Source organism: Enterocloster lavalensis (assembly GCF_046603895.1).
GTDB lineage: Bacteria > Bacillota > Clostridia > Lachnospirales > Lachnospiraceae > Enterocloster > Enterocloster lavalensis.
Genome location: NZ_CP176637.1, coordinates 4,855,101 through 4,878,628, shown reverse-complemented (window position 1 = coordinate 4,878,628; position 23,528 = coordinate 4,855,101). Strand labels below are relative to the sequence as shown.

21 protein-coding genes are annotated in these 23,528 nt (G+C 58.2%); 5 read left to right on the top strand and 16 right to left on the bottom strand.

The genetic code is table 11. From position 1 onward, the window contains the following. Positions 1 to 23: 23 nt before the first annotated feature. Both ACK2JC_RS21835 and ACK2JC_RS21830 read right to left on the bottom strand, forming a co-directional pair. On the bottom strand, positions 24 to 1,064 hold the full coding sequence (locus ACK2JC_RS21835) for a lysylphosphatidylglycerol synthase transmembrane domain-containing protein (protein WP_092363688.1): 1,041 nt from the start codon (positions 1,062 to 1,064) through the stop codon (positions 24 to 26). 144 nt (positions 1,065 to 1,208) lie between these two features. Beyond that, positions 1,209 to 2,561 (bottom strand): MATE family efflux transporter, encoded by a 1,353-nt coding sequence (locus tag ACK2JC_RS21830; protein ID WP_302325723.1) that lies wholly within the window; start codon positions 2,559 to 2,561, stop codon positions 1,209 to 1,211. 204 nt (positions 2,562 to 2,765) lie between these two features. Between ACK2JC_RS21830 and asnA the strand changes: the two genes are divergently transcribed. Both asnA and ACK2JC_RS21820 read left to right on the top strand, forming a co-directional pair. After that, positions 2,766 to 3,773, top strand: coding sequence for an aspartate--ammonia ligase (gene asnA / locus ACK2JC_RS21825; RefSeq protein WP_092363695.1), 1,008 nt, complete (start codon positions 2,766 to 2,768; stop codon positions 3,771 to 3,773). Positions 3,774 to 3,791: 18 nt separating this feature from the next. Next, positions 3,792 to 4,358 carry a manganese efflux pump MntP family protein gene (locus tag ACK2JC_RS21820; RefSeq protein ID WP_092363698.1) on the top strand — a complete coding sequence of 189 codons (567 nt, stop codon included), beginning with the start codon at positions 3,792 to 3,794 and terminating at the stop codon, positions 4,356 to 4,358. A 179-nt stretch (positions 4,359 to 4,537) separates the two neighbouring features. Here ACK2JC_RS21820 and ACK2JC_RS21815 read toward each other — a convergent pair whose 3' ends face one another. From ACK2JC_RS21815 to ACK2JC_RS21800, 4 genes are all read right to left on the bottom strand, one after another. Further along, the gene (locus ACK2JC_RS21815) at positions 4,538 to 4,792 is read right to left on the bottom strand and encodes a DUF2007 domain-containing protein (protein ID WP_092363701.1); all 255 of its coding nucleotides are present in this window, start codon (positions 4,790 to 4,792) and stop codon (positions 4,538 to 4,540) included. 219 nt (positions 4,793 to 5,011) lie between these two features. Continuing rightward, positions 5,012 to 5,764 (bottom strand): hypothetical protein, encoded by a 753-nt coding sequence (locus tag ACK2JC_RS21810; protein WP_092363704.1) that lies wholly within the window; start codon positions 5,762 to 5,764, stop codon positions 5,012 to 5,014. Positions 5,765 to 5,791: 27 nt separating this feature from the next. Next, the gene (gene tyrS / locus ACK2JC_RS21805; protein ID WP_118754772.1) at positions 5,792 to 7,018 is read right to left on the bottom strand and encodes a tyrosine--tRNA ligase; all 1,227 of its coding nucleotides are present in this window, start codon (positions 7,016 to 7,018) and stop codon (positions 5,792 to 5,794) included. Between the two features lie 105 nt (positions 7,019 to 7,123). Beyond that, the gene (locus ACK2JC_RS21800; RefSeq protein ID WP_320936619.1) at positions 7,124 to 8,041 is read right to left on the bottom strand and encodes a DMT family transporter; all 918 of its coding nucleotides are present in this window, start codon (positions 8,039 to 8,041) and stop codon (positions 7,124 to 7,126) included. 274 nt (positions 8,042 to 8,315) lie between these two features. Between ACK2JC_RS21800 and ACK2JC_RS21795 the strand changes: the two genes are divergently transcribed. Further along, the gene (locus tag ACK2JC_RS21795; protein WP_368271295.1) at positions 8,316 to 9,347 is read left to right on the top strand and encodes a 3-deoxy-7-phosphoheptulonate synthase; all 1,032 of its coding nucleotides are present in this window, start codon (positions 8,316 to 8,318) and stop codon (positions 9,345 to 9,347) included. A gap of 134 nt (positions 9,348 to 9,481) precedes the next feature. On the opposite strand, the gene ACK2JC_RS21790 is transcribed toward ACK2JC_RS21795, so the two are convergent. The 3 genes from ACK2JC_RS21790 to ACK2JC_RS21780 all read right to left on the bottom strand — a co-directional run bounded on the left by ACK2JC_RS21790 (position 9,482) and on the right by ACK2JC_RS21780 (position 12,530). Continuing rightward, positions 9,482 to 10,873 (bottom strand): FtsW/RodA/SpoVE family cell cycle protein, encoded by a 1,392-nt coding sequence (locus ACK2JC_RS21790; protein ID WP_320936595.1) that lies wholly within the window; start codon positions 10,871 to 10,873, stop codon positions 9,482 to 9,484. After that, positions 10,860 to 11,201 carry a PadR family transcriptional regulator gene (locus tag ACK2JC_RS21785; RefSeq protein WP_092369210.1) on the bottom strand — a complete coding sequence of 114 codons (342 nt, stop codon included), beginning with the start codon at positions 11,199 to 11,201 and terminating at the stop codon, positions 10,860 to 10,862. The genes ACK2JC_RS21790 and ACK2JC_RS21785 overlap by 14 nt, the downstream gene beginning before the upstream one ends. 96 nt (positions 11,202 to 11,297) lie before the next feature. Next, positions 11,298 to 12,530 carry a helix-turn-helix domain-containing protein gene (locus tag ACK2JC_RS21780; protein WP_411338525.1) on the bottom strand — a complete coding sequence of 411 codons (1,233 nt, stop codon included), beginning with the start codon at positions 12,528 to 12,530 and terminating at the stop codon, positions 11,298 to 11,300. A gap of 193 nt (positions 12,531 to 12,723) precedes the next feature. Between ACK2JC_RS21780 and ACK2JC_RS21775 the strand changes: the two genes are divergently transcribed. Continuing rightward, on the top strand, positions 12,724 to 14,181 hold the full coding sequence (locus ACK2JC_RS21775; protein ID WP_368272114.1) for an MFS transporter: 1,458 nt from the start codon (positions 12,724 to 12,726) through the stop codon (positions 14,179 to 14,181). A 93-nt stretch (positions 14,182 to 14,274) separates the two neighbouring features. Beyond that, positions 14,275 to 16,512 carry a glycoside hydrolase family 3 protein gene (locus tag ACK2JC_RS21770; protein ID WP_320936592.1) on the top strand — a complete coding sequence of 746 codons (2,238 nt, stop codon included), beginning with the start codon at positions 14,275 to 14,277 and terminating at the stop codon, positions 16,510 to 16,512. Between the two features lie 167 nt (positions 16,513 to 16,679). On the opposite strand, the gene ACK2JC_RS21765 is transcribed toward ACK2JC_RS21770, so the two are convergent. From ACK2JC_RS21765 to ACK2JC_RS21735, 7 genes are all read right to left on the bottom strand, one after another. Beyond that, the gene (locus ACK2JC_RS21765) at positions 16,680 to 17,522 is read right to left on the bottom strand and encodes an undecaprenyl-diphosphate phosphatase (RefSeq protein WP_092369219.1); all 843 of its coding nucleotides are present in this window, start codon (positions 17,520 to 17,522) and stop codon (positions 16,680 to 16,682) included. Positions 17,523 to 17,708: 186 nt separating this feature from the next. After that, complete coding sequence (locus ACK2JC_RS21760; protein WP_007714990.1) at positions 17,709 to 18,383, bottom strand: uracil-DNA glycosylase; 675 nt, start codon at positions 18,381 to 18,383, stop codon at positions 17,709 to 17,711. 27 nt (positions 18,384 to 18,410) lie between these two features. Continuing rightward, positions 18,411 to 19,172: an imidazole glycerol phosphate synthase subunit HisF gene (gene hisF / locus ACK2JC_RS21755; protein WP_092369222.1), complete on the bottom strand. Its 762-nt coding sequence runs from the start codon at positions 19,170 to 19,172 to the stop codon at positions 18,411 to 18,413. 21 nt (positions 19,173 to 19,193) lie between these two features. Beyond that, positions 19,194 to 19,799 carry an imidazole glycerol phosphate synthase subunit HisH gene (gene hisH / locus ACK2JC_RS21750; protein WP_302325718.1) on the bottom strand — a complete coding sequence of 202 codons (606 nt, stop codon included), beginning with the start codon at positions 19,797 to 19,799 and terminating at the stop codon, positions 19,194 to 19,196. Between the two features lie 107 nt (positions 19,800 to 19,906). After that, positions 19,907 to 20,605 (bottom strand): hypothetical protein, encoded by a 699-nt coding sequence (locus ACK2JC_RS21745; protein WP_368272115.1) that lies wholly within the window; start codon positions 20,603 to 20,605, stop codon positions 19,907 to 19,909. A gap of 26 nt (positions 20,606 to 20,631) precedes the next feature. Further along, the gene (locus tag ACK2JC_RS21740) at positions 20,632 to 22,110 is read right to left on the bottom strand and encodes a D-alanyl-D-alanine carboxypeptidase family protein (protein WP_368272116.1); all 1,479 of its coding nucleotides are present in this window, start codon (positions 22,108 to 22,110) and stop codon (positions 20,632 to 20,634) included. A gap of 426 nt (positions 22,111 to 22,536) precedes the next feature. Beyond that, entirely contained in the window at positions 22,537 to 23,280 is a 744-nt protein-coding gene (locus ACK2JC_RS21735; protein ID WP_368272117.1) for a YdcF family protein, read from the bottom strand. Positions 23,281 to 23,528: the final 248 nt, after the last annotated feature.

The following is a 23,528-nucleotide window of genomic DNA, read 5'->3' as shown; positions in this document are numbered from 1 at the left end:
AAGTAACTCCTTCTTTAATACATTTAAGTACATTTCGTCCTGCTCCCGCGCCGTTTGAACATAAAATGGGCGCCCGCCGTAACCGCTGCGCTGAAAAACAGCTGCACGTAGTAGGCGATGCCGCGGCTGAGCACCATGCCCGGCAGCAGGAAATCTCCGTAGAATATAGGGTCGAATATGGTCAGGAACAGATGCTCGCTGATTCCCATGCCTCCGGGAAGCGGAAGCATATCCACGGACACGGAAATGGATGCCTGAAGCAGCACAATCCGCCACATGGCCGTGCCGTGAAGCCCAAAGGACCGGTACACGAAAAACGTGACAAAAAACAGCGCGATCCGCTGCATAAACGTCAGCAGCAGCACATTGACCAATACCCGCTTGTGCTGTTTCAGATAAGCCGCCGTGTCCCCGTAATGGTCCATGGTGAGGGTCAGCCGCTCCTTCTTGGCCGCCAAGCGGCGGAACACCCGGAATCCCCCCAGAAGGTCCAGCAGCTTCATAACGATGTTGCGGGCCAGGCTGGTGTGGAATACCAGAATCAGCATGGCGGTGCAGCACACGACGTTGAGCCCCAGCCCCAGGTAAAAGACGGGCAGAACCTCCCACATGTAGCGGTCCATGGTACCCCTGCAGAACAGCACTAAAAAACAACCGACCGCCACCAGCACCAGCTTGTAGGTGATCGTGACGATCATTAAAACCACGGTGGCCACCGGCACGGGAATCATGTTTTTGCGCATGTACAGGATCTGCGCCGGCTGGCCTCCGCCCGCGGACGGGGTGATACAGCTGAAGAAAAAGCCGACGCAGGAATACATGAAACACGTCCTGCGCTTGGTGCGAATCCCCAGCGTACCGAACATATAGTGGAGAATCTTGGACTCTCCCCAGATAAATAAAACAACGCAGCCCATCCCCAGCAAGAGATATACCGGTTCAGCCTCCGTTATGGTTTCCGCAATATCTCCCAGATCTTTTCCAGCAAACACGCTGTAAATCGTCAGGGCGAACACAATCAGCACAAAAGCCGCGTTAAACAGATTTTTTTTACGCTCCGACATCCTTTAATTCCTTCCCTGAGACAGCTCTGATGCCGTTTTTGCCCCTGTAGTAATAAATACAATAATCATAATCCTTTTAGACCATATTGTCAAACTTTCTTTCCCAGGAAACTCCAGGAAACATCAGGGAATTCCATCCAGCGCTTATACATCCACCTTGGGATAACGCCGCCGTATCTTGCGGAAGGTCAGCATATGGGCAGCCGCGGTGATGGCCCAGGAAACGGGGTAGGATATGTACAGCACGTCTAAGGACCGGTAGGCCGCGAACACGGTGAACACCCAGATCACGCGGAAGCCGCAGGCCCCTGCCAGGGAAACGAACATGGGAACCACGGAATACCCCATGCCCCGCAGGCTTCCCACCATGCAGTCCATGATCCCGCAGAGAAAATAGGTGCTGCAGATAATGGTCATGCGCAGCATGCCGTAGCGGATCACCTCAGGGTCGGAGGAATAGATGTGCAGCAGGCTCCTGCCGCCCAAAACCGCCCCGGCTCCCAGTGCGATGCCAACGCCGGTCACAACCCCCAGGCAGATGTAGAGCGTTCGGTTGATTCGGGCATATTTGCCGCCGCCCAGATTCTGGCTGGTAAAGCTCAGATTCGTCTGGTACACCGCGTTCATGGCCGTGTACACAAAGCCCTCCACATTGGAGCTGGCCGTGTTGCCCGCCATGGCGATGGAGCCGAAGGAGTTGACCGAGGACTGGATCAGAACATTGGAAATAGAGAAAATGGCGCCCTGCATGCCCGCGGGCAGGCCCACCTTGACGATCTGTTTCAGTTTCTTCTTGTGGATTTTCAGCTTTTTTAAGTCCAGGCGCATGGAGCCCGGGGCCTTCATCAGGCTTTTGACCACCAGGAATGCGGAAATGTGCTCCGAGATCACCGTAGCCCAGCCCACGCCGTCCACGCCCATGTGCAGCCCCACCACAAAGATCAGGTTCAGACACACGTTCACCACCCCGGCCGCGAACAGGAAATACAGGGGCCGCCTGGTATCTCCCACCGCCCGCAGGATGGCGCTGCCGAAGTTGTATAGCATGAGCACGGGCATGCCTGCGAAATAAATCCTCATATATAATACGGACTGGTCCAGCACGTCCTCCGGAGTCCCCATGAGCTCCAAAAGAGGCCTGGCCGCCGCAACTCCCAGAATCACCAAAAACAATCCGCTGATTATACTGGTAGTGATGGCCGTGTGCACCGTCTCGCTGACGTCCTTGTCCTTCTGGCCGCCGTAGTACCGGGCCACCAGCACGTTGGCGCCCACCGACAGCCCCACAAAGACATTGATTAACAGGTTGATCAGAGAAGAGGTGGACCCCACCGCCGCCAGCGCCTGGCTTCCTGCAAACCGCCCAACCACCACGATGTCCGCCGCGTTGAACAAAAGCTGGAGGATTCCGGAGAGCATCAGGGGAACCGCAAACAGCAGGATTTTCCCAAAAAGAGGGCCGTTGCACATATCCATCTCGTACGATTTGTTCTTCATGATTCTGCTTATACTCCTCATTCGTATATCAATCGCCTGTCCGGCGCCTATCAGTGTATCACAGCCGCTTTGCTTTTGCAATCCAATGGGTGAAAAGATCGGACCATGAAACGCAAGAAGTTCGTATTTCAGGCAAATTTTCTGTTGCGCCTTTTCTTTATTAGTGATACCATAAAGTACATATTGCAGTGGGAGGAATTATCTATGAAACTGGTTTTTCCAGAAAACTATGATCCCCGGTTAAGCGTCCGGGAAACACAGGAAGCGATCAAATACATACGTGACACATTTCAAAAGGAACTCGGAAAGGAGATGAACCTGGAGCGAATCTCCGCCCCCCTGTTCGTGGAAAAGAGCAGCGGTCTGAACGACAACTTAAGCGGCACGGAGCGCCCGGTGCAGTTCGACGTCTCCGGAATCCCCGGCGAGACCATGGAGGTGGTCCACTCCCTGGCCAAGTGGAAACGCATGGCATTAAAGGAATACGGCTTCGCCCCCGGCGAGGGCCTGTACACCAACATGAACGCCATCCGCCGGGATGAGGAGCTGGATAACCTGCACTCCTGCTATGTGGACCAGTGGGACTGGGAGCAGGTCATCCGCAAGGAGGACCGGAACCTGGAGACCTTAAAGGAGACGGTGCGCCAGATCTTCAAGATCATCAAGCACATGCAGCATGAGGTGTGGTACAAATACCCCGAGGCAGCCAAGCACCTGCCCAAGGACATTCACTTTATCACTTCCCAGGAACTGGAGGACAGATATCCGGACAAAACGCCCAAGGAGCGCGAGAATCTGATCTGCCGGGAGTACGGCTGCGTGTTCCTCATGCAGATCGGCGACAAGCTGAAAAGCGGCGAGCCCCACGACGGCCGGGCGCCGGACTACGACGACTGGCAGCTAAACGGCGACATCCTGTTCTGGTTCGAACATCTGCAGTGCGCGCTGGAGATTTCCAGCATGGGCATCCGTGTGGATGAGAAGGCGCTGGAGGAGCAGTTGAAAAAGGCCGGCTGCGAGGACCGCAGAAGCCTGCCTTACCACCGCATGCTGTTAAACGGCGAGCTGCCCTACACCATCGGCGGCGGCATCGGCCAGTCCCGGCTGTGCATGCTGCTGCTGGACCGCGCCCATGTGGGCGAAGTGCAGGCCAGCATCTGGCCGGAGGAGATGCGCAGAGTATGCAGGGAGCACGGCATTTTCCTGCTTTAATATCCGGAGGGAACGCGAATGTCATTAACAGAGCTGTTTATCATCGCCGTGGGGCTGTCCATGGACGCCTTCGCCGTGGCAGTCTGTAAGGGGCTTGCCATGCCCCGGATGAGCTGGAAGGGCGCCGGCGTGGTGGGACTGTACTTCGGCGGATTCCAGGGAGCCATGCCCTTTATCGGCTACCTGCTGGGCACCAGGTTCCGGGACGCCATCACGGCGTACGATCACTGGATCGCCTTTATCCTGCTGGCGCTGATCGGCGGCAACATGATCAAGGAATCCCTGGAAACGGAGGAGGAGTGCCCGGACGCGTCCCTGGATGTGCGCAGCATGACGCTTCTGGCCGTGGCCACCAGCATCGACGCTCTGGCCGTGGGGGTCACCTTCGCCTTTCTCACCGTTCCCATTCTGCCGGCCGTATCCTTTATCGGCGTGGTCACCTTCACCCTCTCCGTAGTGGGCGTGAAGGTGGGAAATGTCTTTGGCTGCCGCTATAAATCCCGGGCGGAGCTGGCCGGCGGCCTGATCCTGGTGCTGATGGGACTCAAGATCCTGTTCGAACATCTGGGATATCTGAATTTTTGACGCGGCAATCGTTCGCGGGCCGCGCCAAGCGGACGATTGCATTCAGACAATCACCCACGGGCCGCGCCAAGCGGCCCATTGCATTTAAAAGGGAGTCCACCCCCGGACCAATCAGCCCGGGGCGGACTCCCTTTTTTGTATTCGGTTGCAGACGCCGGGAAATCCGGCCGCAGATCGCTCTAATCCCCGGAAGGCGCCTTTCGCTCCGCTTCCAGGCCCATGCCCTCCAGCAGCTCGGCCGCTTTGGGCACATCCTCCTCCGCCACAAAAATCTCCTCGCCAAATGTGGAATTGCCGGTGTACAGGTTCATAATCCCCGCAGCGCCCAGATCCCGCTTGTAGCCCGGAATCCCATTTTTCCCCAGTACCTCCAGGATCATCTCCGCCTGCAGATTGTCCGGCGCCGTATAAATCTTCACAGCCTTGCGCTCCATGAACATTCCTCCTCTCAGAAATTCATGCCATTGCCTCTGTGAGTTTCCACTTAAAGCATAACACATTTTCCCTCAAAAGTCACCGCCGCGGCTGTTATTTTCCTTTTTCTTCCGGAACCGGTATTACCCGTGCACCGAAACGTAGCGATGCAGACTGCGCCGCCCGGCAGCCTGTAAACTGCCGGACGGCGCAGCATCCGAAAAGCAATCATCAAATTGTCAGTCGACCCTCACGCCGCTGCCGTCGATCTCATATCCGTCCACCGTGCAGTTGGTGCGCATCTGGCCGGAACTCCGGTCCAGGAAATACCAGGCGCCCTTGTACTGCTGCCAGCCCTTCTGCATGTATCCCTCATCGTTGAACAGATACCACTGGCCGTTGATCAGACCCCAGGACTTTAGGTAGTCGTCCTGGTATTTGTAGCGGTAACCCCGGACCGACTGCTCCCAGTTGCCCCGCAGCACGTTGCGGTACTGGTCCATGTCGTCCTCAGGCACCATTATAAAATAGTAGGTCTTGGACTGGTCCCCGTAGGTGAACTGCAGGGTGTAGCAGCGGTTCAGATCGTCGTAGAGTTTTCCCTTGCGGGACTCCCGCTCCACGGTCTCCTGGCGCACCACCGGGTAACTGACGCCCTCCTGCAGACCGTAGACCGTGCACTCCTGGCTCACCTGGGTCCCCTCTTTATCGTAGGTGATAATCCGGTAATCCAGCACCACATCGTCCAATTTTACTTCGTTGTTATTTCTCGACACATGGAAGGTGTCCTCATCGGAAGCCCTGTGGCCGTCCACATACTGGGTGTATCCGTCGTAAATCGGCGTTTTCCGGTTGTTGATATCCAGAATCACCTCAAATGGCAGACTGCCTCTGGAACCGTCCGAAGCCCATGAACCAAACGCGGAAGATAAACACAGAATCCCGGTCACCGTCAAGGCTGCCAGGCGCTTTATCAAGCTGTTTCGTCTCATCCGACATCCTCCTTTCCCATCCGGGATTTATTTTACAACCACTTTCACGAATTTCTTCTTGCCGCGCTTGAATACCATACCCTCGCCCTCAAACTGGCTGCGGGCGTACACGGCCTTTACGTCCTTCACGGCCTCGCCGTCCACGCTGACGCCGCCCTGCTCCACATTTCTTCTGGCCTCGGAGCGGGACGCGGATAAACCGGACTTGTGCAGGATGCTCAGAATATCGATGGAACCGTCCTTAAAGTCCTCGTCCGCCAGCTCGCAGCTTGGCATGTTCTCGGTGCTGCCTCCGACGGAGAATAAGGCTCTGGCGCCCTCCTGGGCTTTGTCCGCCTCCTCCTCGCCGTGCACCAGCTTGGTCAGCTCGTAGGCCAGGATCTCCTTGGCAGTGTTTAACTGGCTGCCTTCCCAGTGATCCATCTCGTCGATCTGCTCGATGGGTAAGAAGGTCAGCATGCGCAGGCACTTGAGAACGTCGGCGTCCGCCACGTTTCTCCAATACTGGTAGAAATCGAAGGGCGTGGTCTTTTCGGGGTCAAGCCACACTGCGCCGGACTGGGTCTTGCCCATCTTTTTACCCTCGGAGTTTAACAGCAGGGTGATGGTCATGGCGTGGGCGTCCTTGCCCAGCTTGCGGCGGATCAGCTCGGTGCCGCCCAGCATGTTGCTCCACTGGTCGTCGCCGCCGAACTGCATGTTGCAGCCGTAGCGCTGGAACAGCTCGTAGAAGTCGTAGCTCTGCATGATCATGTAGTTGAACTCCAGGAAGCTTAAGCCCTTCTCCATGCGCTGCTTGTAGCACTCGGCTCTCAGCATGTTGTTGACGGAGAAATGGGGGCCCACCTCGCGGAGGAACTCGATGTAGTTCAGTCCCAGGAGCCACTCGGCGTTGTTCACCATCATGGCCTTGCCCTCGGAGAAATCGATGAAACGGCTCATCTGCTTCTTGAAGCAGTCGCAGTTGTGCTGGATGATCTCAGGGGTCATCATGGTGCGCATATCGGAACGGCCGGAGGGATCTCCGATCATACCGGTGCCGCCGCCGATCAGGGCGATGGGACGGTTGCCCGCCATCTGCAGGCGCTTCATCAGGCACAGGGCCATGAAATGTCCCACATGCAGGCTGTCCGCCGTGGGATCGAATCCGATATAGAATACGGCCTTACCTTCGTTGACCATTTTTTTAATCTCTTCTTCATTCGTCACCTGGGCGATCAGGCCGCGGGCGACTAATTCCTCGTAAATCTGCATAGCAATTCTCCTTTTAATGACATGGCAAAGCAAGGCAGGCTCTGCCCGTATGTTATTAGTTTACCATATTTTTAATTTCATGCAAGCCTTTAAGTCTTACGTTTTTCATTCACGGCGCCGGGGCGAGGGGTTCATTTCCCTGTCACGCCCCTCCGCCTCCTGCTTTCCGCCGGTTTTCGCCAGGATCAACACCGTGACCATAATCAGGCCAAATCCCAGGAAATCCGGGAACGTGAAGGTTGTATTCAGCCAGAACACCGAGATGATGATGGAGCTCACCGGCTCCACCCCGGAGTACAGGCTGCCCTTTAAGGGACCGATGATGCTCACGCCCTGAAGATACAGCCCGAAGGCCACTGCGGTTCCCACCACGATGACGCCGAACATGGCCGCCCAGGTGCCGCTGTCCCAGACCACCGTGTAGTTCCAGGGGCGCACCAGAAGGCACATGAACAGACCTCCGATGAACATGCCGAAGCCCAGCACCTGGTAGATGTCATAGCGGTTTACCAGGGTTCCGGGCAACGTCGTGTAGATCACCGCGCTGACCGCGGCCAGAAGGCCCCACGTCAGGCCCTGAGGGGTCAGCTGCAGGCCGTGGATATTTCCATGGGTTCCGATCAGGAAGGTGCCCGTCAGGGACAGGGCGATGGCCAGAAGCTCCAGGCCCGCGGGCCTGCGCCTTCCTTTAAAACATACCAGAAACAGGATCAGCACCGGCGACAGGTACTGGAGCACTGTTGCCGTGCCGGCGTTGGAGGTCTGCACCGCCATAAAATAGCTGAGCTGGCAGAAGGTGATTCCGCAAAGGGCAAACACCAGCAGATGGCGCACGTCCCGTTTGTGTTTAAAAATCCGAAGATTATTTTTCCGATTTAAAATAAAGCCGTTGATGATCAGCATGAGACCGGCAAAAAGCAGCCTCAGCGCCACCAGCCAGGGGGCCTCAACGCCCCGGTGCTCGAAGAGAAACTGGCCGCAGCAGCCGGAGAGTCCCCAGCACGCTCCGCCCACGATGGTCATCACCGAGCCCATAAACTCCCTGGAGCGCTTCTGATCCGAAGTTTTGCCCACGGCAGGGATTTGTCGTGTTTTCATAATTCGTTTCCTACCTTTTCCATGTCTCTATTTATACTGTGAAAACTTATTTCTGTCAACATTTTCCCGGGAACTCTTGCCGAATCCGGGGATCTATACTATAATAAACCGTTGGAATGGACCGCAGGCTGCGCCCGCGGCCCATTCCATACAATCAAATTCGTACGATATAAGAGACAGGAATGGAGGTACAAGACAGATGGGATTCACATTTGTCAATGAGCTGCCCACGCCGGATATGATCCGCGAGCAGTTTCCCCTGGCGCCGAACCTGGCGGAAGCCAAGCTTCAGAGGGATGAGGAAATCAAAAACGTATTGACAGGGGAAAGCGATAAGTTTATCGTGCTCATCGGCCCCTGTTCCGCAGACAACGAGGACTCCGTGGTGGACTACGCGACCAGACTGGTCAGGGTTCAGGAAAAGACAAAGGACCGTCTGATCATTATCCCCAGAGTTTACACCAATAAACCCCGGACCACCGGCGAGGGCTACATGGGTATGATCCATCAGCCGGACCCGGAGAAGAAACCGGACATGTTCGAGGGCATCCTGGCCATCCGCCACATGCACATGCGGGTGATGCGGGAGACGGGCTTCTCCACCGCGGATGAGATGCTCTACCCGGAAAACATGCGCTACCTCTCGGACCTGATGTCCTACGTGGCCGTGGGCGCCCGCTCCGTGGAAAACCAGTTCCACCGCCTGGTGGCCAGCGGCTGCGACGTGCCGGTTGGCATGAAGAACCCCACCAGCGGCGACCTGACCGTGATGCTCAACTCCGTTGTGGCGGCCCAGCTGCCCCACGACTTCATTTTCCGCGGCTGGGAGGTGCAGTGCCCGGGCAATCCCCTGACCCACACCATCCTGCGCGGCGCGGTGAACAAACACGGCCAGAGCATCCCCAACTACCACTATGAGGACCTGCGGCTTCTGTACGACCTGTACGGCAAGCGCAACTTAAAGAATCCGGCCTGCATCGTGGACACCAACCACAGCAACTCCAACAAGCATTACCAGGAGCAGATCCGCATCGCCAAGGAAGTGCTGCACAGCCGCCGCCACTCCGCGGATATCAAGCAGATGGTGAAGGGCCTGATGATCGAGAGCTACATCGAGCCCGGCAGCCAGAAGATCGGCGAGCACTGCTACGGCAAGTCCATCACCGACCCCTGCCTGGGCTGGGAGGACAGCGAGCGTCTGCTGTACGAGATCGCGGATACCCTGGATTAAGTTTCTCCCGGGACTATGGAACCCCACGGCAGCGCAACACCGGCATATAAAGATTAGAGAAGGCGTCCTGAGCGGATGATGTTCGCTCAGGACGCCTTTTTAATTCTTTGGAGCCAATGGTTTTAGAAGCGGTTTCAGCTGTCCGCCCGCTCGATGTAGATCCGGTATTTTCCAACTCCCCAGGTCATTCCTCGCCCCTGGCTCTTCCGATGGTTTCCCGTCTCCCAGATCAGGTCCTGATAGCGGTAAATGCTGAGCAGGATTCCGAAGAGCGCATACACCGCTACGGTGTGGAGCCTTCCATAGTTGAGAAAGGGCAGGCCGGCGGCGGGCATCAGCCCCAGGCCCAGGTTGTACAGCAGATAGCGGGCGCTCTCCAGGGCCAGAATCGCCGCGCAGCCGAAGCCGATCATCTGTCCCAGCTGGTTTTTCTGCCGCTTCACCATGATGAACAGGCTGACCAGGAACAGGGCCAGGATTGCCAGCAGCACGCCGGCCGCCAGCCATCCCCACACCGAGGCGGTCTGAAGCAGCGCGTAGTCGTACTGCACGCCCGGCAGGCAGTGAATCGGCGTGCGCTCAGGCATTTGCCCTCCCACCAGCTTCAGCCGCCCCGCAATCTCCCGCGCCACGTCCGTCTGGTACCCGTAGGCGCGGTCGGCAAACCGGGGATTTAATATCACCTCCAGCCGGCGGAGCTGGTAGTCGCTGAGGTTCAGCGCCACTCCCGCGCCCAGGCAGGCCGCCAGCGCGCAGGTGGCCGCCGCCGGAAGGGCTCTGCGGCGGATTCCATACCAGTTGCGGTACAGGGACAGAACCAGCAGCAGGGCGCAGACAAAGAGCACGTCGATGGTGACGCTGATTCCCCCTCTGATTCTGCACAGAGCCAGCCAGGCCGCGGCTCCCAGCCAAAAAAGAGCGCAGACATATCCCCTGATTCCGCTTCCCCTGTAACGGTAAAGGATGCCTCCGTAGAGGGGGATAAACATGTACATAATCACCTTCAGATAAGCGTGCGCTCCCGCCACCACCGGGGCAAAACCGGGCATACAGACAACGGCTGTCACGGCGATAAACAGCGCACCTGCGGGCTTTGCATACCGGCTGAGCAGGCTGTAATCACAGAAATAGAGGCCCGCCATCACCGCCAGTCCCGTCAGGGTGTAGGCGCATTGGCGGTAAAATGCCTGGATGCCGACGCTGTTCCCGGTAAGCGTATCCCCGCCGAAACGGTAGATACAGATATACTGGGCCAAAAGACCGGCTGCGCTCAGCGCAGCAATAATTCCCAGATATTTCCATCCATTTCTGGGCCGGTGAATCCGGTCCATGTCGATGCCCACCTCCACCGGGTCACCCATCTGGCGGACAGCCTGCTCCAGAGCCTCCTGCTCCTCCATGCCGGAGTCCGCATAGGCCTGATCCTGATCCCGGATGTGGGCCTCCAGCTCCTCTCTCACCGCCTGCCTGGCCCTGCCGCTGCGAATCTGGCCGGACAGGGCGTCCAGGTACTCATGCATTTCCATAAAGCGCACCTCCCATCACCTGGTCCACGGCCCGGGAGTAGGTCTTCCACTCCTCTTTTTTCTCCGCCAGAACGCTCCGCCCCTTTTGGGTGATGGAATAATACCTGCGCACCTTTCCCTGGCTCTCCGTCTCGTAGCACTGCAGCAAGCCCTTGGACTCCAGACCGTGCAGCAGCGGGTACATGGTGCCCGCCTTCAGATTGAACACGTTCTCCGACCGCTTCCTCAGGGTTTCAATGATCTCGTAGCCGTACATATCCCGCTCCGACATAAGCTGCAAAAGGAGCATGGATGTGTTGCCGGACAGGGACTTTTTCTCTTCCGCCATCTGATACCGCCTCCGTTCCTGTTCGTACCGCGTTCGGTACGTTTTTTATATAGATAACCGATATATCATTCATTATATATTGGTTATCTATATATGTCAAGACTTACGGTTCCGGTATTGGGTCGGCGTCATGCCTTTATGGAGGCGGAAACAGCGGCTGAAATAGTTCAGGTTGGCAAAACCCACGTAAGCCGCTATGTTCTGGACCGGCAGCCCGGTGAATTTTAAAAGCTCCGCCGCTTTCTCCACCCTGGCCCCGGCGATATAGTTGGAGACGGACTCGCCCATCTCTCGGTTGAACGTGCGGGAGAGATAGGAGGGGCTGACCCGGATCCCCTCCGCGATCTGCCTCAGGGCCAAAGGCTCCGCCAGGTGAAGGCGAATGTAGGTGACGGCCCGGCGCACCAGCGGGGAATACTGGTCCAGGCGCTCGGTGCGCACAAACCGGCAGTAAGCGCCGATCATGTGGAACTTGATGTCCTCCACCTCCTCCATCCGGTAGGCGTTCTCGATCAGCAGGGCGAAGTTGGAGGAAATGATATCCAGGTACACCGGGTGAATCCCCGCCAGCTCCGCGCTCTTGCGCAGCATGGTGTTCAGGGAAAATCCCAGGTTCTTGGAGGTGCGGATGGGGTCCTCGGTCCGCACGATGGAGCGGCTGGCCCGGGAGAACTGCCGGAAATAGTCCAGCGCCCGGTCCGTGTTCCCCTGCCGCACCTCCTGGAGCATCAGCTTTTCGTAGCGGTAACGCTCCTCCAAAAGCTCCATCACCGCCTCCTCCCCGCCGCCCTGGTACAGCGGCGGCTGCTCCGCCTTCTCCCTGGGCTCGTAGTGGCGGTAGAGAATGTCCCCGTCCTCCCCGGTCACCGCCTTCACCGCCGTGCGCATAGCCCCGATCATCACCGAGGTGCTCACAATGGGCAGACCCAGGCAGAATTGCCGGAAGGGCACCATCAGGGACAGGCTCTGGCCGTTCTCCTGAAGGACCCGCTCGCAGAAGGGTTCATCCGGCTTTACCGCAAGGTATGGACCGGCTACCAGGGCGTAGAGGGAGGCGGAGGGCGCAGGTTCTCCCTCACCCTCCCCATAAAGAAACATCTGAAAGTTCAGCCCTGCGAAATCCGTCATGTGGTAAATCACCGACGGCTCCAGAGACTCCATCATTTCCCGGCTGAGGAAAAACGGGAAGCTGTTCGTCATAAAGTCCGGCAAAAAACGCTTTATCCCCGCCTCCAGCTCGCCGGCTCCGGCCCGGCAGCACAGCACCGGCACCTGGAGAAGCGCCTCGATAAATTGTCCAGCCAGTCCGGCCCGCTCATGTGCTTCCAGCATTTCCCATTTCCCCTTTCACAACAGAATAGACAAAAACCCTTTTCATTTTCTGTCAAAACCGCCGAATTCAAATGACAATATATTGCTAATTTATATTATATATTTCTAACAGTTAAAAAACAAGTGTGTTAAAATGTTGTTACAAACAAAAAGCCGGCGAACCAAGAAAAAAATGATAGGAGAATCTACAATGGGAAACAGTAAAGGTGCAGATACCCAATATAACAACGCCAAACTGTGGCAGATCGGCTTCTTCTCGCTGAACAACTGTGCCACAAACATCGCCATGTTCCTGATGATGCAGTATTCATATTTCACCCAGAACGTGCTGGGGCCGGCGGCGGCCATCATCGGTCTGATCGCGACGGGCACCCGCATTTTCGACGCAATCACCGATCCCCTGGTGGGCGTGCTGGTGGACCGCACCAACGGCCGCTTCGGCAAATTCCGCCCCTACATGCTGATCGGCAACGTGATCATCTGGGCCAGCCTGATCGTGATCTTCAACACCCCGGTCAACTGGTCCGTCCACCAGAAATACCTGTTTACCACCCTGTTTTACGTGATCTATGTCATCGGCTACACCTGCCAGACCGTGGTGACCAAGGCCGGTCAGGCCGTGCTGACCAACAACCCCAAACAGCGCCCCATCTTCTCCGGCTTCGACAGCGTCCTGACCCAGATGGCCAGCGCCCTGGTGCCCATGCTGATCACCACCATCCTGGCTGAGAAATATTCCGTGGGCGAGTTCGTGGGCGAGAGCGGCAAGGGACTTGGCATGATCAACCCCGCCATGTGGAAGGAGGCCGTGCTGATTCTGGCCGTGATTTCCTTCATTTTCACCATCCTGGCCATCATCGGAATCAGCGAGAAGGACCGCCCGGAATTTTTCGGCCAGTCCGGCGCGCAGCCCAAGCTCAAATTCAAGGATTATAAGGACATCGTGGTTCACAACCGTCCCATCCAGATGCTGATCATCTCCGCCGCCACCGACAAACTGGGCCAGCTGCTGATGAGCGGCACCATGACCTACCTCTTTGCCAACATGCTGCTGGATTCCAAGCTGCAGGGCGTATTTTCCAGCCTGTTGATCGCTCCCCTGGTGGCTATCTCCATCGGCGGCGTGTTTGTTTCCCGGAAGTTCGGCTTAAAGCGCACCTTCCTGGTGGGCACCTGGGGTTCCATGATCATGCTGGCCGTCATGTTCGTCATCCGCCCCAACCCGGAGGTCCCCGCCGTGTTCCTGGCCCTGTTCCTGGTACAGAAATGCCTGGCCAGCATGGGTAACTCCGGAATCATCCCCATGATCGCGGACTGCACGGACTACGAGACCTACCGCAGCGGCCGGTTCGTTCCCGGCATGATGGGAACCATGTTCTCCTTCATTGACAAGATCATTTCCTCCTTCTCCGCTATGATCCAGGGCTTCGCACTGACCCTGGCGGGCGTGGGTAACGTGGTGATTAAACCCAACGAGCCGGTGAACGCCACCTTCAACATGGCGATCATGATCTGCTTCTGCATCGTGCCGATCCTGGGCCACATCGCCACCATCATCGCCATGCGCTGGTACGACCTGGACAAGGACAAAATGGCGGAAATCCAGACGGAGCTGGACAGACGCAGAAACAGCGGAGCCGCAGCTTAAACGCGGGCTGTATTTCCCAGCCCCGGCGCACCCTGTCTGAAACAATACTCCGCTAACAGCCTCACAATCAATCATTAAGAAATGGAGCAAGCTATGAATAAAGCCACTGAACGAATCCGCTACTATCAGAACGAGAACGGCCCTGTGATCGGCGTCACCGTGAAGCCGGTGATTGAACGGGACGGCCGCATTTTCAAGGACCATACCGGCGACGGGCTGCTGACCGCCTGGAAGGACTGGCGCAACACCCCCGCCGACCGTGCCGCCTCCCTGGCCGCAGAGCTGAGCCCGGAGGAAAAGATCGGCCTTCTCTTCGTAAACACCCGGAAAATGGGCCTCTTACAGGAGGACAAAACCAAGGTGGACGAGACCGGACTGCTGGACGAGGAGATCGTGGAACAGGACGAGTCCATTTTCAACGTGGAAAAAACCTACGGCACCACCTATACCATCCAGGAAATGGGAATCCGTCATCTGATCTTCCGCCAGAATCCCCAGGCCGCGGACATGGCCGACTGGATTAACCAGTTAAACCAAGTAGCTGAGGAGACCGCCCACGGCATCCCCATGGTGATCACCTCCAACTCCCGCAATGAGAACGGCGAGGTGGTGTTCGGCATGAACGACGCGGCGGGTGTATTTCCGGCATGGCCGGGCACCATGGGAATCGCCGCGGCCGTGAAGGGAAATGGACCCGGCCTGGTGGACACCTTCGCGGAGTGCATCCGCCGGGAGTGGGACGCGGTGGGCCTGAAGAAGGGCTACATGTACATGGCGGACGCCATGACGGACCCCCGCTGGCAGCGCACCTACGGCACCTTTGGCGAGGACCCGGCCCTGATCACGGAAATGATTTCCCGCCTGGTGCCCGGAATCCAGGGCAGCGAATCCGGTGTCACCCCGGAGGGCGTGGCCGTCACCATCAAGCATTTCCCGGGCGGCGGGGCAAGGGAAAATGGTTTTGATCCCCATTACGAGCAGGGACAGTGGAACGTGTACCAGACCGAGGGCAGCCTGGGCGACTACCACCTGCCCGCCTTCAAGGCCGCGGTGGAGAAAAAGGCTTCCTCCATCATGCCCTACTACGCAAAACCGGCGGCAAAGAAAAGCCTCCCCCAGTACGACTTAAGCGGCAGGCCGGTTCCCATGACGCCGGTGGGGTTTGCATTTAACCGGTTCTTCATCCAGGACCTGCTCCGGGAGCAGATGGGCTTTACGGGCTACGTCAACAGCGATTCCGGGATCACCAACAAGATGGCCTGGGGCGTGGAGGAGCTGGATGGCCCCTCCCGGGTGGCGCTGGCCGTGAACACCGGGGTAGACCTCATCAGCGGCTCCCTGGACGTGGAAGCGGCCATGGAGGCATATGAGCGCTGGAAACACGGCTATTACACGGAGCAGGGGCATCCGGTTCCCGAGGGCTACCGCCCGGAACAACTGACCCTGTCCGAGGAGGCCCTGACCCGGGCCGCCGCCAGGACGCTGGAGGAGGAATTTGCCCTGGGCCTCTTTGAGAACCCTTACCGCGACCCGGCAAAGGCCGCGAAGGTCATCGCCGACCGCGATCACTGGGACGCGGCTTACGACGTGCACCGCAAATCCGTGGTGCTGCTAAAGGACAAGGGCGTGCTGCCCCTGGCCGGGCAGCGGCTGGATGGAAAACGAATCTATGTGGAGTGTTTCCGCAAGGACGGAAAGGCCGCGGCGGACGAGACGGAAAAGCTGCGTGAATCCCTGGCCAAGGACCGGGGCCTGGCTCTGGCGGAAAACGCCGGGGAGGCGGACCTGGCCCTGCTCTTCATCTCCCCCAGCTCCGGCGAATACTTCCACGCCACCAGCGGTTACCTGGAGCTGGATATCTGCGAGGATAAGGAAGTGACGGATGTGGACGGCCTGGGGCGCCCCGCGGACACCTTCCACCGGGAGACCACCCTGGCCGGGGCGCCCCGTATCCGGGAGATCGCCGGTGTGGTGCACCAAAATGGCGGCAAGGTGATTTCCTGCGTGAACTTTACCCTGGCCTGGATGGTGGGAAATGTGGAGCCGTACTCAGACGCCCTGCTGGCGGGCTTTGACACCTGTACGGACGCCCTGCTGGACGTTATCCTGGGAATTTGCCGCCCCAGCGGACGGCTGCCCATCACCCTTCCGAAAAACGACGCGGTGCTGGCGGTGGATAAGGACGGCGTGTGCGTTTCCCACAACGACGTACCCGGATTTGTGAAAGACCGCTATATGCCGGATTCCATGAAGGACGAGAACGGTAAGGCGTATGCTTACCGGGATGAGATGGGGAATTATTATGAGATGGATTTCGGGTTGAGCTGTTAAAGAGGCGGAACCCGGCGGACCGCCTGGCGCGCGGTGCAAATGAACGGACCGGCAAACAGCAAGCCCGCGTAAAAGGACGATTGATCCCCTTTTACGCGGGCTTGTTTTTATTGAATGCAATGGGCTGCTGGCGCAGCCTGCGGGCGATTGCGAAATGGAACTTTCGTTTAAGCCGCCAACGCCGTTATCCCAAAATATGCCAGCACAATCACGCCCAGAATAATCCGGTAATAACCGAAGAACTTGAAATCGTTCTTGCGCACGTAGTTCATCAGGAATTTGATGGAGTACACGGAAACCAGGAAGGCGATGAGCATGCCGAACACGGTGTAAAAAATCTGCGGGCCGGTGAAGGAATTGCCGTCCAGGAAGTATTTCACCAGCTTTAAGAAACTGGCCCCGAACATCACGGGGATTCCTAAGAAGAAGGAAAACTCCGCAGCAGCGCCCCTGGAACAGCCCAGGATCATGGCTCCCAGGATCGTAGCCCCGGAGCGGGAGGTGCCCGGAACCAGGCTCAGCACCTGGAACATGCCGATATAAAAGGCGGTCTGAATCGGAATCTGACCCACCTTTTGCAGATCGGGATTGGCAAATCTGCGGCTGTTCTCCACCAGAATAAACAGCACGCCGTAGATAATCAGCATGGCCGCCACCACGTAGGCGTTAAACAGGTGGGCCTCCATCCAGTCGTCCAGGAGCAGCCCCAGCACCGCCGCCGGCACGCAGGCTACCACGATCTTGATCCACAGCGCCCAGGTGGCGTCCCGCTGCCGGGACGTTTTCTGCCGGCTGAAGGGATTTAAACGGTTGAAATACATGATCACCACCGCCAGAATCGCTCCCAGCTGGATCACCACCCGGAATACCTCCTTAAATGCCTCCGGCTGGTTCAGGTGAATGATCTCATCCACCAAAATCATATGCCCGGTGCTGCTGATGGGCAGCCACTCGGTGAAGCCCTCCACGATTCCCAACACGATTATTTTTAATGTCTCAACTAAACTCATCGCATGTTCTCCTTACCGCCCAAATATTACATTTATGTCACACATTCTACCTTGCCGGCAGCCACGGGCTGTCGATAAGAGATACGTTTCCTTAATTGTACCTTGTCGGCAGCCACAGGCTGTCGATAAGAGATACGTTTCCCTAATTATATGTGATATTTTTCCATCCTATACCTGGCGCTTCTTTCAGATATTTTCGATCTGCCAGTCGATGGGCTCAAGTCCGTGTCCGGTCAAAAACTGGTTGGTCTTGCTGAACGGACGGCTGCCGAAAAAGCCTCTGAACGCGGACAGCGGGCTGGGATGAGCCGCTTCCAGGATCAGGTGCTTAGGATTGTTCAGCATCATCTTCTTGCTCTGAGCGGGGCGCCCCCAGAGTATAAACACCATGGGGCGGTCCTGCTGGTTGAGGATGCGGATGGCCGCGTTGGTGAACTCCTCCCAGCCGATGTCCTGATGGGAATTGGCGCGGTGGGCCCGCACGGTGAGCACTGTGTTCAGCAGCATCACGCCCTGGTCCGCCCATTTTTTCAGATAACCGTTATTGGGAATGTAGCAGCCCAGATCGTCATGAAGCTCCTGGTAAATGTTGACCAGGGACGGAGGCACCTCCACCCCGGGCTTCACGGAGAAGCTCAGGCCGTGGGCCTGGCCGTCGTTGTGGTAGGGGTCCTGCCCCAGAATCACCACCTTTACCTTAGACAGGGGCGTGAAGGCAAAGGCGTTGAAAATATCGTCCGGAGCCGGAAATACCTTCCGCGTCTCGTACTCGTGTTTCACCGTGGTGTACAGTTTCCTGTAATAAGGCTTTTTGAATTCGCCGCTCAGCGGTTCCAGCCAGTCGTTATCGATTGCCGCCATATGATTTTGTCTCTCCTTTGTCGTTGGTTAAAGCCGGACACTGATTCCCCGGTCCGCCAGGTACTGCTTCAGATCGCGTATCTCCAGCTCCTTGTAGTGGAACAGGGAGGCCGCCAGGGCCGCGTCCGCCTTTCCCACTGTCAGGGCGTCGTAAAAATGCGCCTTGGTCCCGGCGCCGCCGGAGGCAATTACCGGCACGGACACCGCGTCCGCCACCGCGGCGGTCAGCTCGTTGTCGTAACCCGCCTTGGTGCCGTCGCAGTCCATGCTGGTCAGAAGAATCTCTCCCGCGCCCAGCCGGTCCACGGTTCTGGCCCACTCCAGGGCGTCGATTCCCATGTCCACCCGGCCGCCGTTTTTATAAATGTTCCAGCCGCTGCCGTCCGGCCGCCGCTTGGCGTCGATGGCCACCACCACGCACTGCCTGCCGAATTTGTCCGCGGCCTCCGAGATCAGGCGTGGATTGGCGATTGCTGCGGAATTGACGGAAATCTTGTCCGCCCCCTCCCGCAGCAGCATGCGAAAATCCTCCACCGTGCGGATACCTCCGCCCACGGTAAAGGGGATGAACACCGTCTCTGCCACCCGGCGCACCATGTCCACCACGGTCCTGCGGTTGTCCGAGGAGGCCGTGATATCCAGAAATACCAGCTCGTCGGCTCCCGCCTTGTCGTAGGCCGCCGCGATCTCCACCGGATCGCCCGCGTCCCGCAGGTTCACAAAATTCACACCTTTTACAACGCGCCCGTCGTTCACATCCAGGCACGGAATAATTCTCTTGGTAAACATCGGTCCACTCCTTCTTGTCGGCTAAAGGTTAATGAAGTTCTTTAAAATCGCCAGGCCCACCTCTCCGCTCTTTTCCGGATGGAACTGGCAGGCGAACACATTCCCCCGCTCCACGGAGGCATGGATGTCCGTGCTGTACCAGGTGGAGGCGGCCACGATGGACGGGTCCGCGGCTTTTAAATAATAGGAATGGACAAAATAGACGTAAGCCCCATTTTCGATGCCGGAAAAGAGTCTGGCATCCGGGCGGATTTCCAGGGAATTCCAGCCCATATGAGGCACCTTCAGGCCGGGGCCATCCGGTATCTTGAGAATCCGGCCGGGCAGAAGCCCCAGGCCTTCCACACCGGGAGTCTCGTCGCTGCTCTCAAACAGGAGCTGAAGCCCCAGGCAGATTCCCAGAAAGGGCGTTCCCTGCTCCGCCACCCGGCGGATCACCTTCACCAGATCATATTGGCGGAGCTTTTCCATGGCATCCCCGAAGGAACCCACGCCCGGCAGGATCACTTTGTCCGCTGCCAGAATCTCCTCCGGGCTGCGGGTGATCACCGGCGTTTCTCCCAGCGCCGCCAGCGCCTTTTCCACGCTGCGCAGGTTGCCTGCATCGTAATCGATAATCGCTATCATGGGCATTTACCTCTCTGTCCGGTTTTTTCGTATTTTAACACATTAACGCAGCGCTGTCCACGAAAACCGGTAAAGTCCGTGGGCAGCAGGGGAAAGCAGGGGCGGATTCACCGGACCGCCGCTTCCTCCGCCAGACCGGAAACCCAATCCACGGAATCCATAGCCACGCGGCCCGCCCGCTCTCCCACCTCGCCGGGGAGCTGGCTCAGGGTTTTGTGGACCCGCAGCAGGTAGGATTTCTGATTCACGTAGACGATTTTCTCAAATGGCCAGCGGATCACGGTGGGGTTGTCAAAACCCACGCCCAGCTCCAGCATCAGCAGGCTGCGGTTCAGTGTTCCCGCCTGCCAGGTTTTGTAGGCCGCCCAGCGGGGCAGGTAGCCCTCCTCGATGTAGGTTTCCGCCTGGATGGTGTTACCGGTCAACGGCGCGCCGCAGTGGGGGCAGATATCCTCCGGGACCTCCCCCTCCTCCCAAATGTCCTTGGTGCACGCGCCGGAGCACTGCCGCCAATGGATGTTGCCACAGGGGGCCACGATCCGCTTCCTGTCAAAGGGCGTGTCGTATACGGCTCCGTCGGTGACCGTGGTGACCAGATAGTAATCCTTGTCCTTCACCAGTTCATACAATGCCTCGTAGGCCGCGCGCAGGCGTTTCTGGGCCGGGTCGTCCGAAAGGCGGCGTTCCCGCACCGGCCGGCCGTCGTCCGCCAGCTTCCATTCCCCGCCCAGGCCGATCACCACCTTCTCCGCCTCCCGCAGGCGGGTCAGCAATTCCGGATAGCGTTCATTTGTCTCTATGTTCATGTTCTCATCTCCTGTGAAACCTGGTATCAGCGCTCGTCCCGGCCGGAGCGGTCGCCGAAGCGTTCCCGGCGCAGGCGCTCGAATTCTTCTTCAGACACGCCGCTCTCTCTCAGCCTCTGGCGGCGGCGCTCCCGGCGGCGGGCCAGTTCCTCTTGCTCCCGTTTCTTCTCACGCCAGGCATAGAATCCCAGCCCCACCGCGGCTACAACCGCCAGAACCGCGGCAATGGTCAGCAAAATGGTGGGAAGGCTCATGTGGAAACCTTTCTCCGAATCCTGTGGCTGGACCGAGGCAGGAGTCTCGGAAGGGCTCTCCTGCTGGGCGGCATTGGACTGCGCTATCTGCTCCTGGCGTTCGATCTCCGCCAGCTCAGACCGGGAGAACAGCCAGGCGCTGCCCACCTTCCGTTCGTTGTACCGGTACTCAACCAGCGCAACCGCGCCCTTGGGGTGGTCCCCCGGCAGCTCCGTCACCAGATCGCGGTCCGCGTCCGAAAATGCGGCCCCCTTCGGCACCGTGATCACGGCGGCGCTGTCCAGATAGAGGTCGGACGGTTCGTAGGATTTGGATCCCACCTGCACCGGCCCTTCGCCGGTGGTGTATGCGGTCTCATGTTCCGCGATATTGATGTTTTCGAAATTAGCAAAGCCGAATTCCAGCAGGCTCTTGGAGTCCAGATAATACTGGGGCTGGGTGCCTTTCAGCACAACGGCGATCAACCGCCTCCCGTCCCGCTCCGTCAAGGTCACCAGGGTGTTTCCGGCGATGGAGGTGTAGCCGGTTTTTCCGGCCATGGTTCCCTCGCAGTAATACTGGCTGGAGGTGTCCTCGGCCATGATCAGCCGGTGTTCCATGTTAAAGCTGGCTCCATTTGGATTGTTGGCGGTGGCTCCAATGGAATGGCTCTTGGAAGAGTCGATCTTCAGCAGTGTTTCGTTGTTAAACGCCTCCCTGGCGATCAGCGCCATGTCGTAGGCGCTCACGTACTGATTGTCGTCGTTTAAGCCCGAGGGATTGGCAAAATGACTCTCCGTGCAGCCGATCTCTTTGATCCGGTCGTTCATCATCTCTACGAACGCCTCCCTGGAACCGGCAACGTGCTCCGCCAGGGCGTTGGCCGCCTGGTTGCTGGAGAGCAGAAGCAGCATGTACAGGCAGTCCTCCACGCTCAGCTCATCCCCTGTCTCCATGTGCAGCTTGTTGCCGCTGCCCGACTCCACGTCGTAAACCGCGGACTGGGAGAACGTGACCATGTCGTCCAGCTTGCTGTTCTCAATCACCACCAGGGCGGTGAGAAGTTTTGTGATGCTGGCCGGAGCAAAGGGCAGATGGATGTTCTGGCCGAATATAACAGCGCCGGAATCCTTGTCCATGACAATGCCCGCCTCCGCCATGATTCCCGTATCCGAAGGCCACTCAGGGCGCGCGAAGGCGCTGAAGCTGGCAGCCGCACTCATTGCCGCCGCCAGAATTAAACAGGTGATTCTCTTTATTTTTCGGTTCATTCTTTTTCCCCTAACACGCGATTGCTGCCGCAAATGGGCATACTACCAAAACAGTTTACCATTTTCGGCATTAATCGTCAATCAATCGCGTTACATTTCGGGAAGATTTAACAGGGAATCTTTGGGGAAGTGTGACCTGTGAAAGGGAAGCCGGGGACGGCGGGGGCAGGGGGTGGGGAAATTAAAAAAAGCCTCCGGTATTACGGGAGGCTGCGGGCGGGGAACGCAAGGGAGGCTGCGGGTTTAGGGGGTGCGGGTTCAGGACACGCGGCTTCCGGACATGCAGATTCCGGGCACGTGGCTTCTGGGCACCCGGCTTCCAGACACGCGGGTTCTGGCCACGCGGCTTCCGGGCACGCGACTTCCGGACACGCAGTTTCTGGCCACGCGGCTTCCAGACACGCGGCAACGGTTTGAATGTCCGCCTTAGAGATTTCCCCGCAGCTTGTCCACCACGAGGGGCATAAATTCCCGCACCATATAGTGGGGCAGCAGAACGCCGGAGTAGGGGGCGGCGATTCCGCAGACCGGGTGATTCCCCTGTTTCCTGGCGATGGCGACGGCCCGGAAGATATGGAAATTGTTGCTCAGCACGCCCACCCTGGCCGTCTGGCCGGACATCAGCTCATAGCTGAAACGGATGTTCTCGGCCGTGCTGCGGGAACGGTTCTCCTGCACAATGCGCTCCGGCGGTATGCCCAGACGCAGCAGCTCCCGCTCCATGCACTCCGCTTCCGTGATCTCCTCCCCCGTTCCCCGGCCCCCGGAGACAATGGCCACGGTCCGCGGGTTCGCCTTCAGATACCGGGCGGCAGCCTGGATGCGAAGGCGCAGGGCCTCCCCCGGCTCCGTGCCCTTCACCGCGGCTCCCAGGACCACCAGGTAGTCCAGGTCCGGCTCCCCTTTTGCGGAAAGCCCGGATATCACCGCCGCCTCCACCAGGAGAAAAACGCAGAGAAACAGGACGGCAAGCACACGGACAGCGGCCCGCGCCGCCGCCGGAGCCGCCGTCCAGACTCCATGGTACAAACCCAGCCCCGCCGCCACAAATCCCAGGCCGGTCAACAGCCAGATCCACAACACCGATATTTTAAAGTTTCCGTAAATTCCGCACACCCCGTAGTAGGCCAGGCACAACACGCCCGCTGCCAAAAATACCTTTTCCTTCATGCCACAGCTCCCGTCGTCTGATATTCTTTAATACTATATCAGATGCGGGGCTGGGCTTCAATCGTTTCTGTGGGTTTTGACGATTTCTGCCGTTTTTGCGTGGTTCGCCGCTCCGGGCGTCCCTGCCGCCGGACCTCCCGTCCTCCGGGCACCTCGGTTTCCGGCGTTTCACACGGCCCGGCCCCCACCGGGCCGTGCAGTTCGCCGTTCCGGCCATCTCAGTCTCCGGTCCCCTCAGCCTCCGTCCC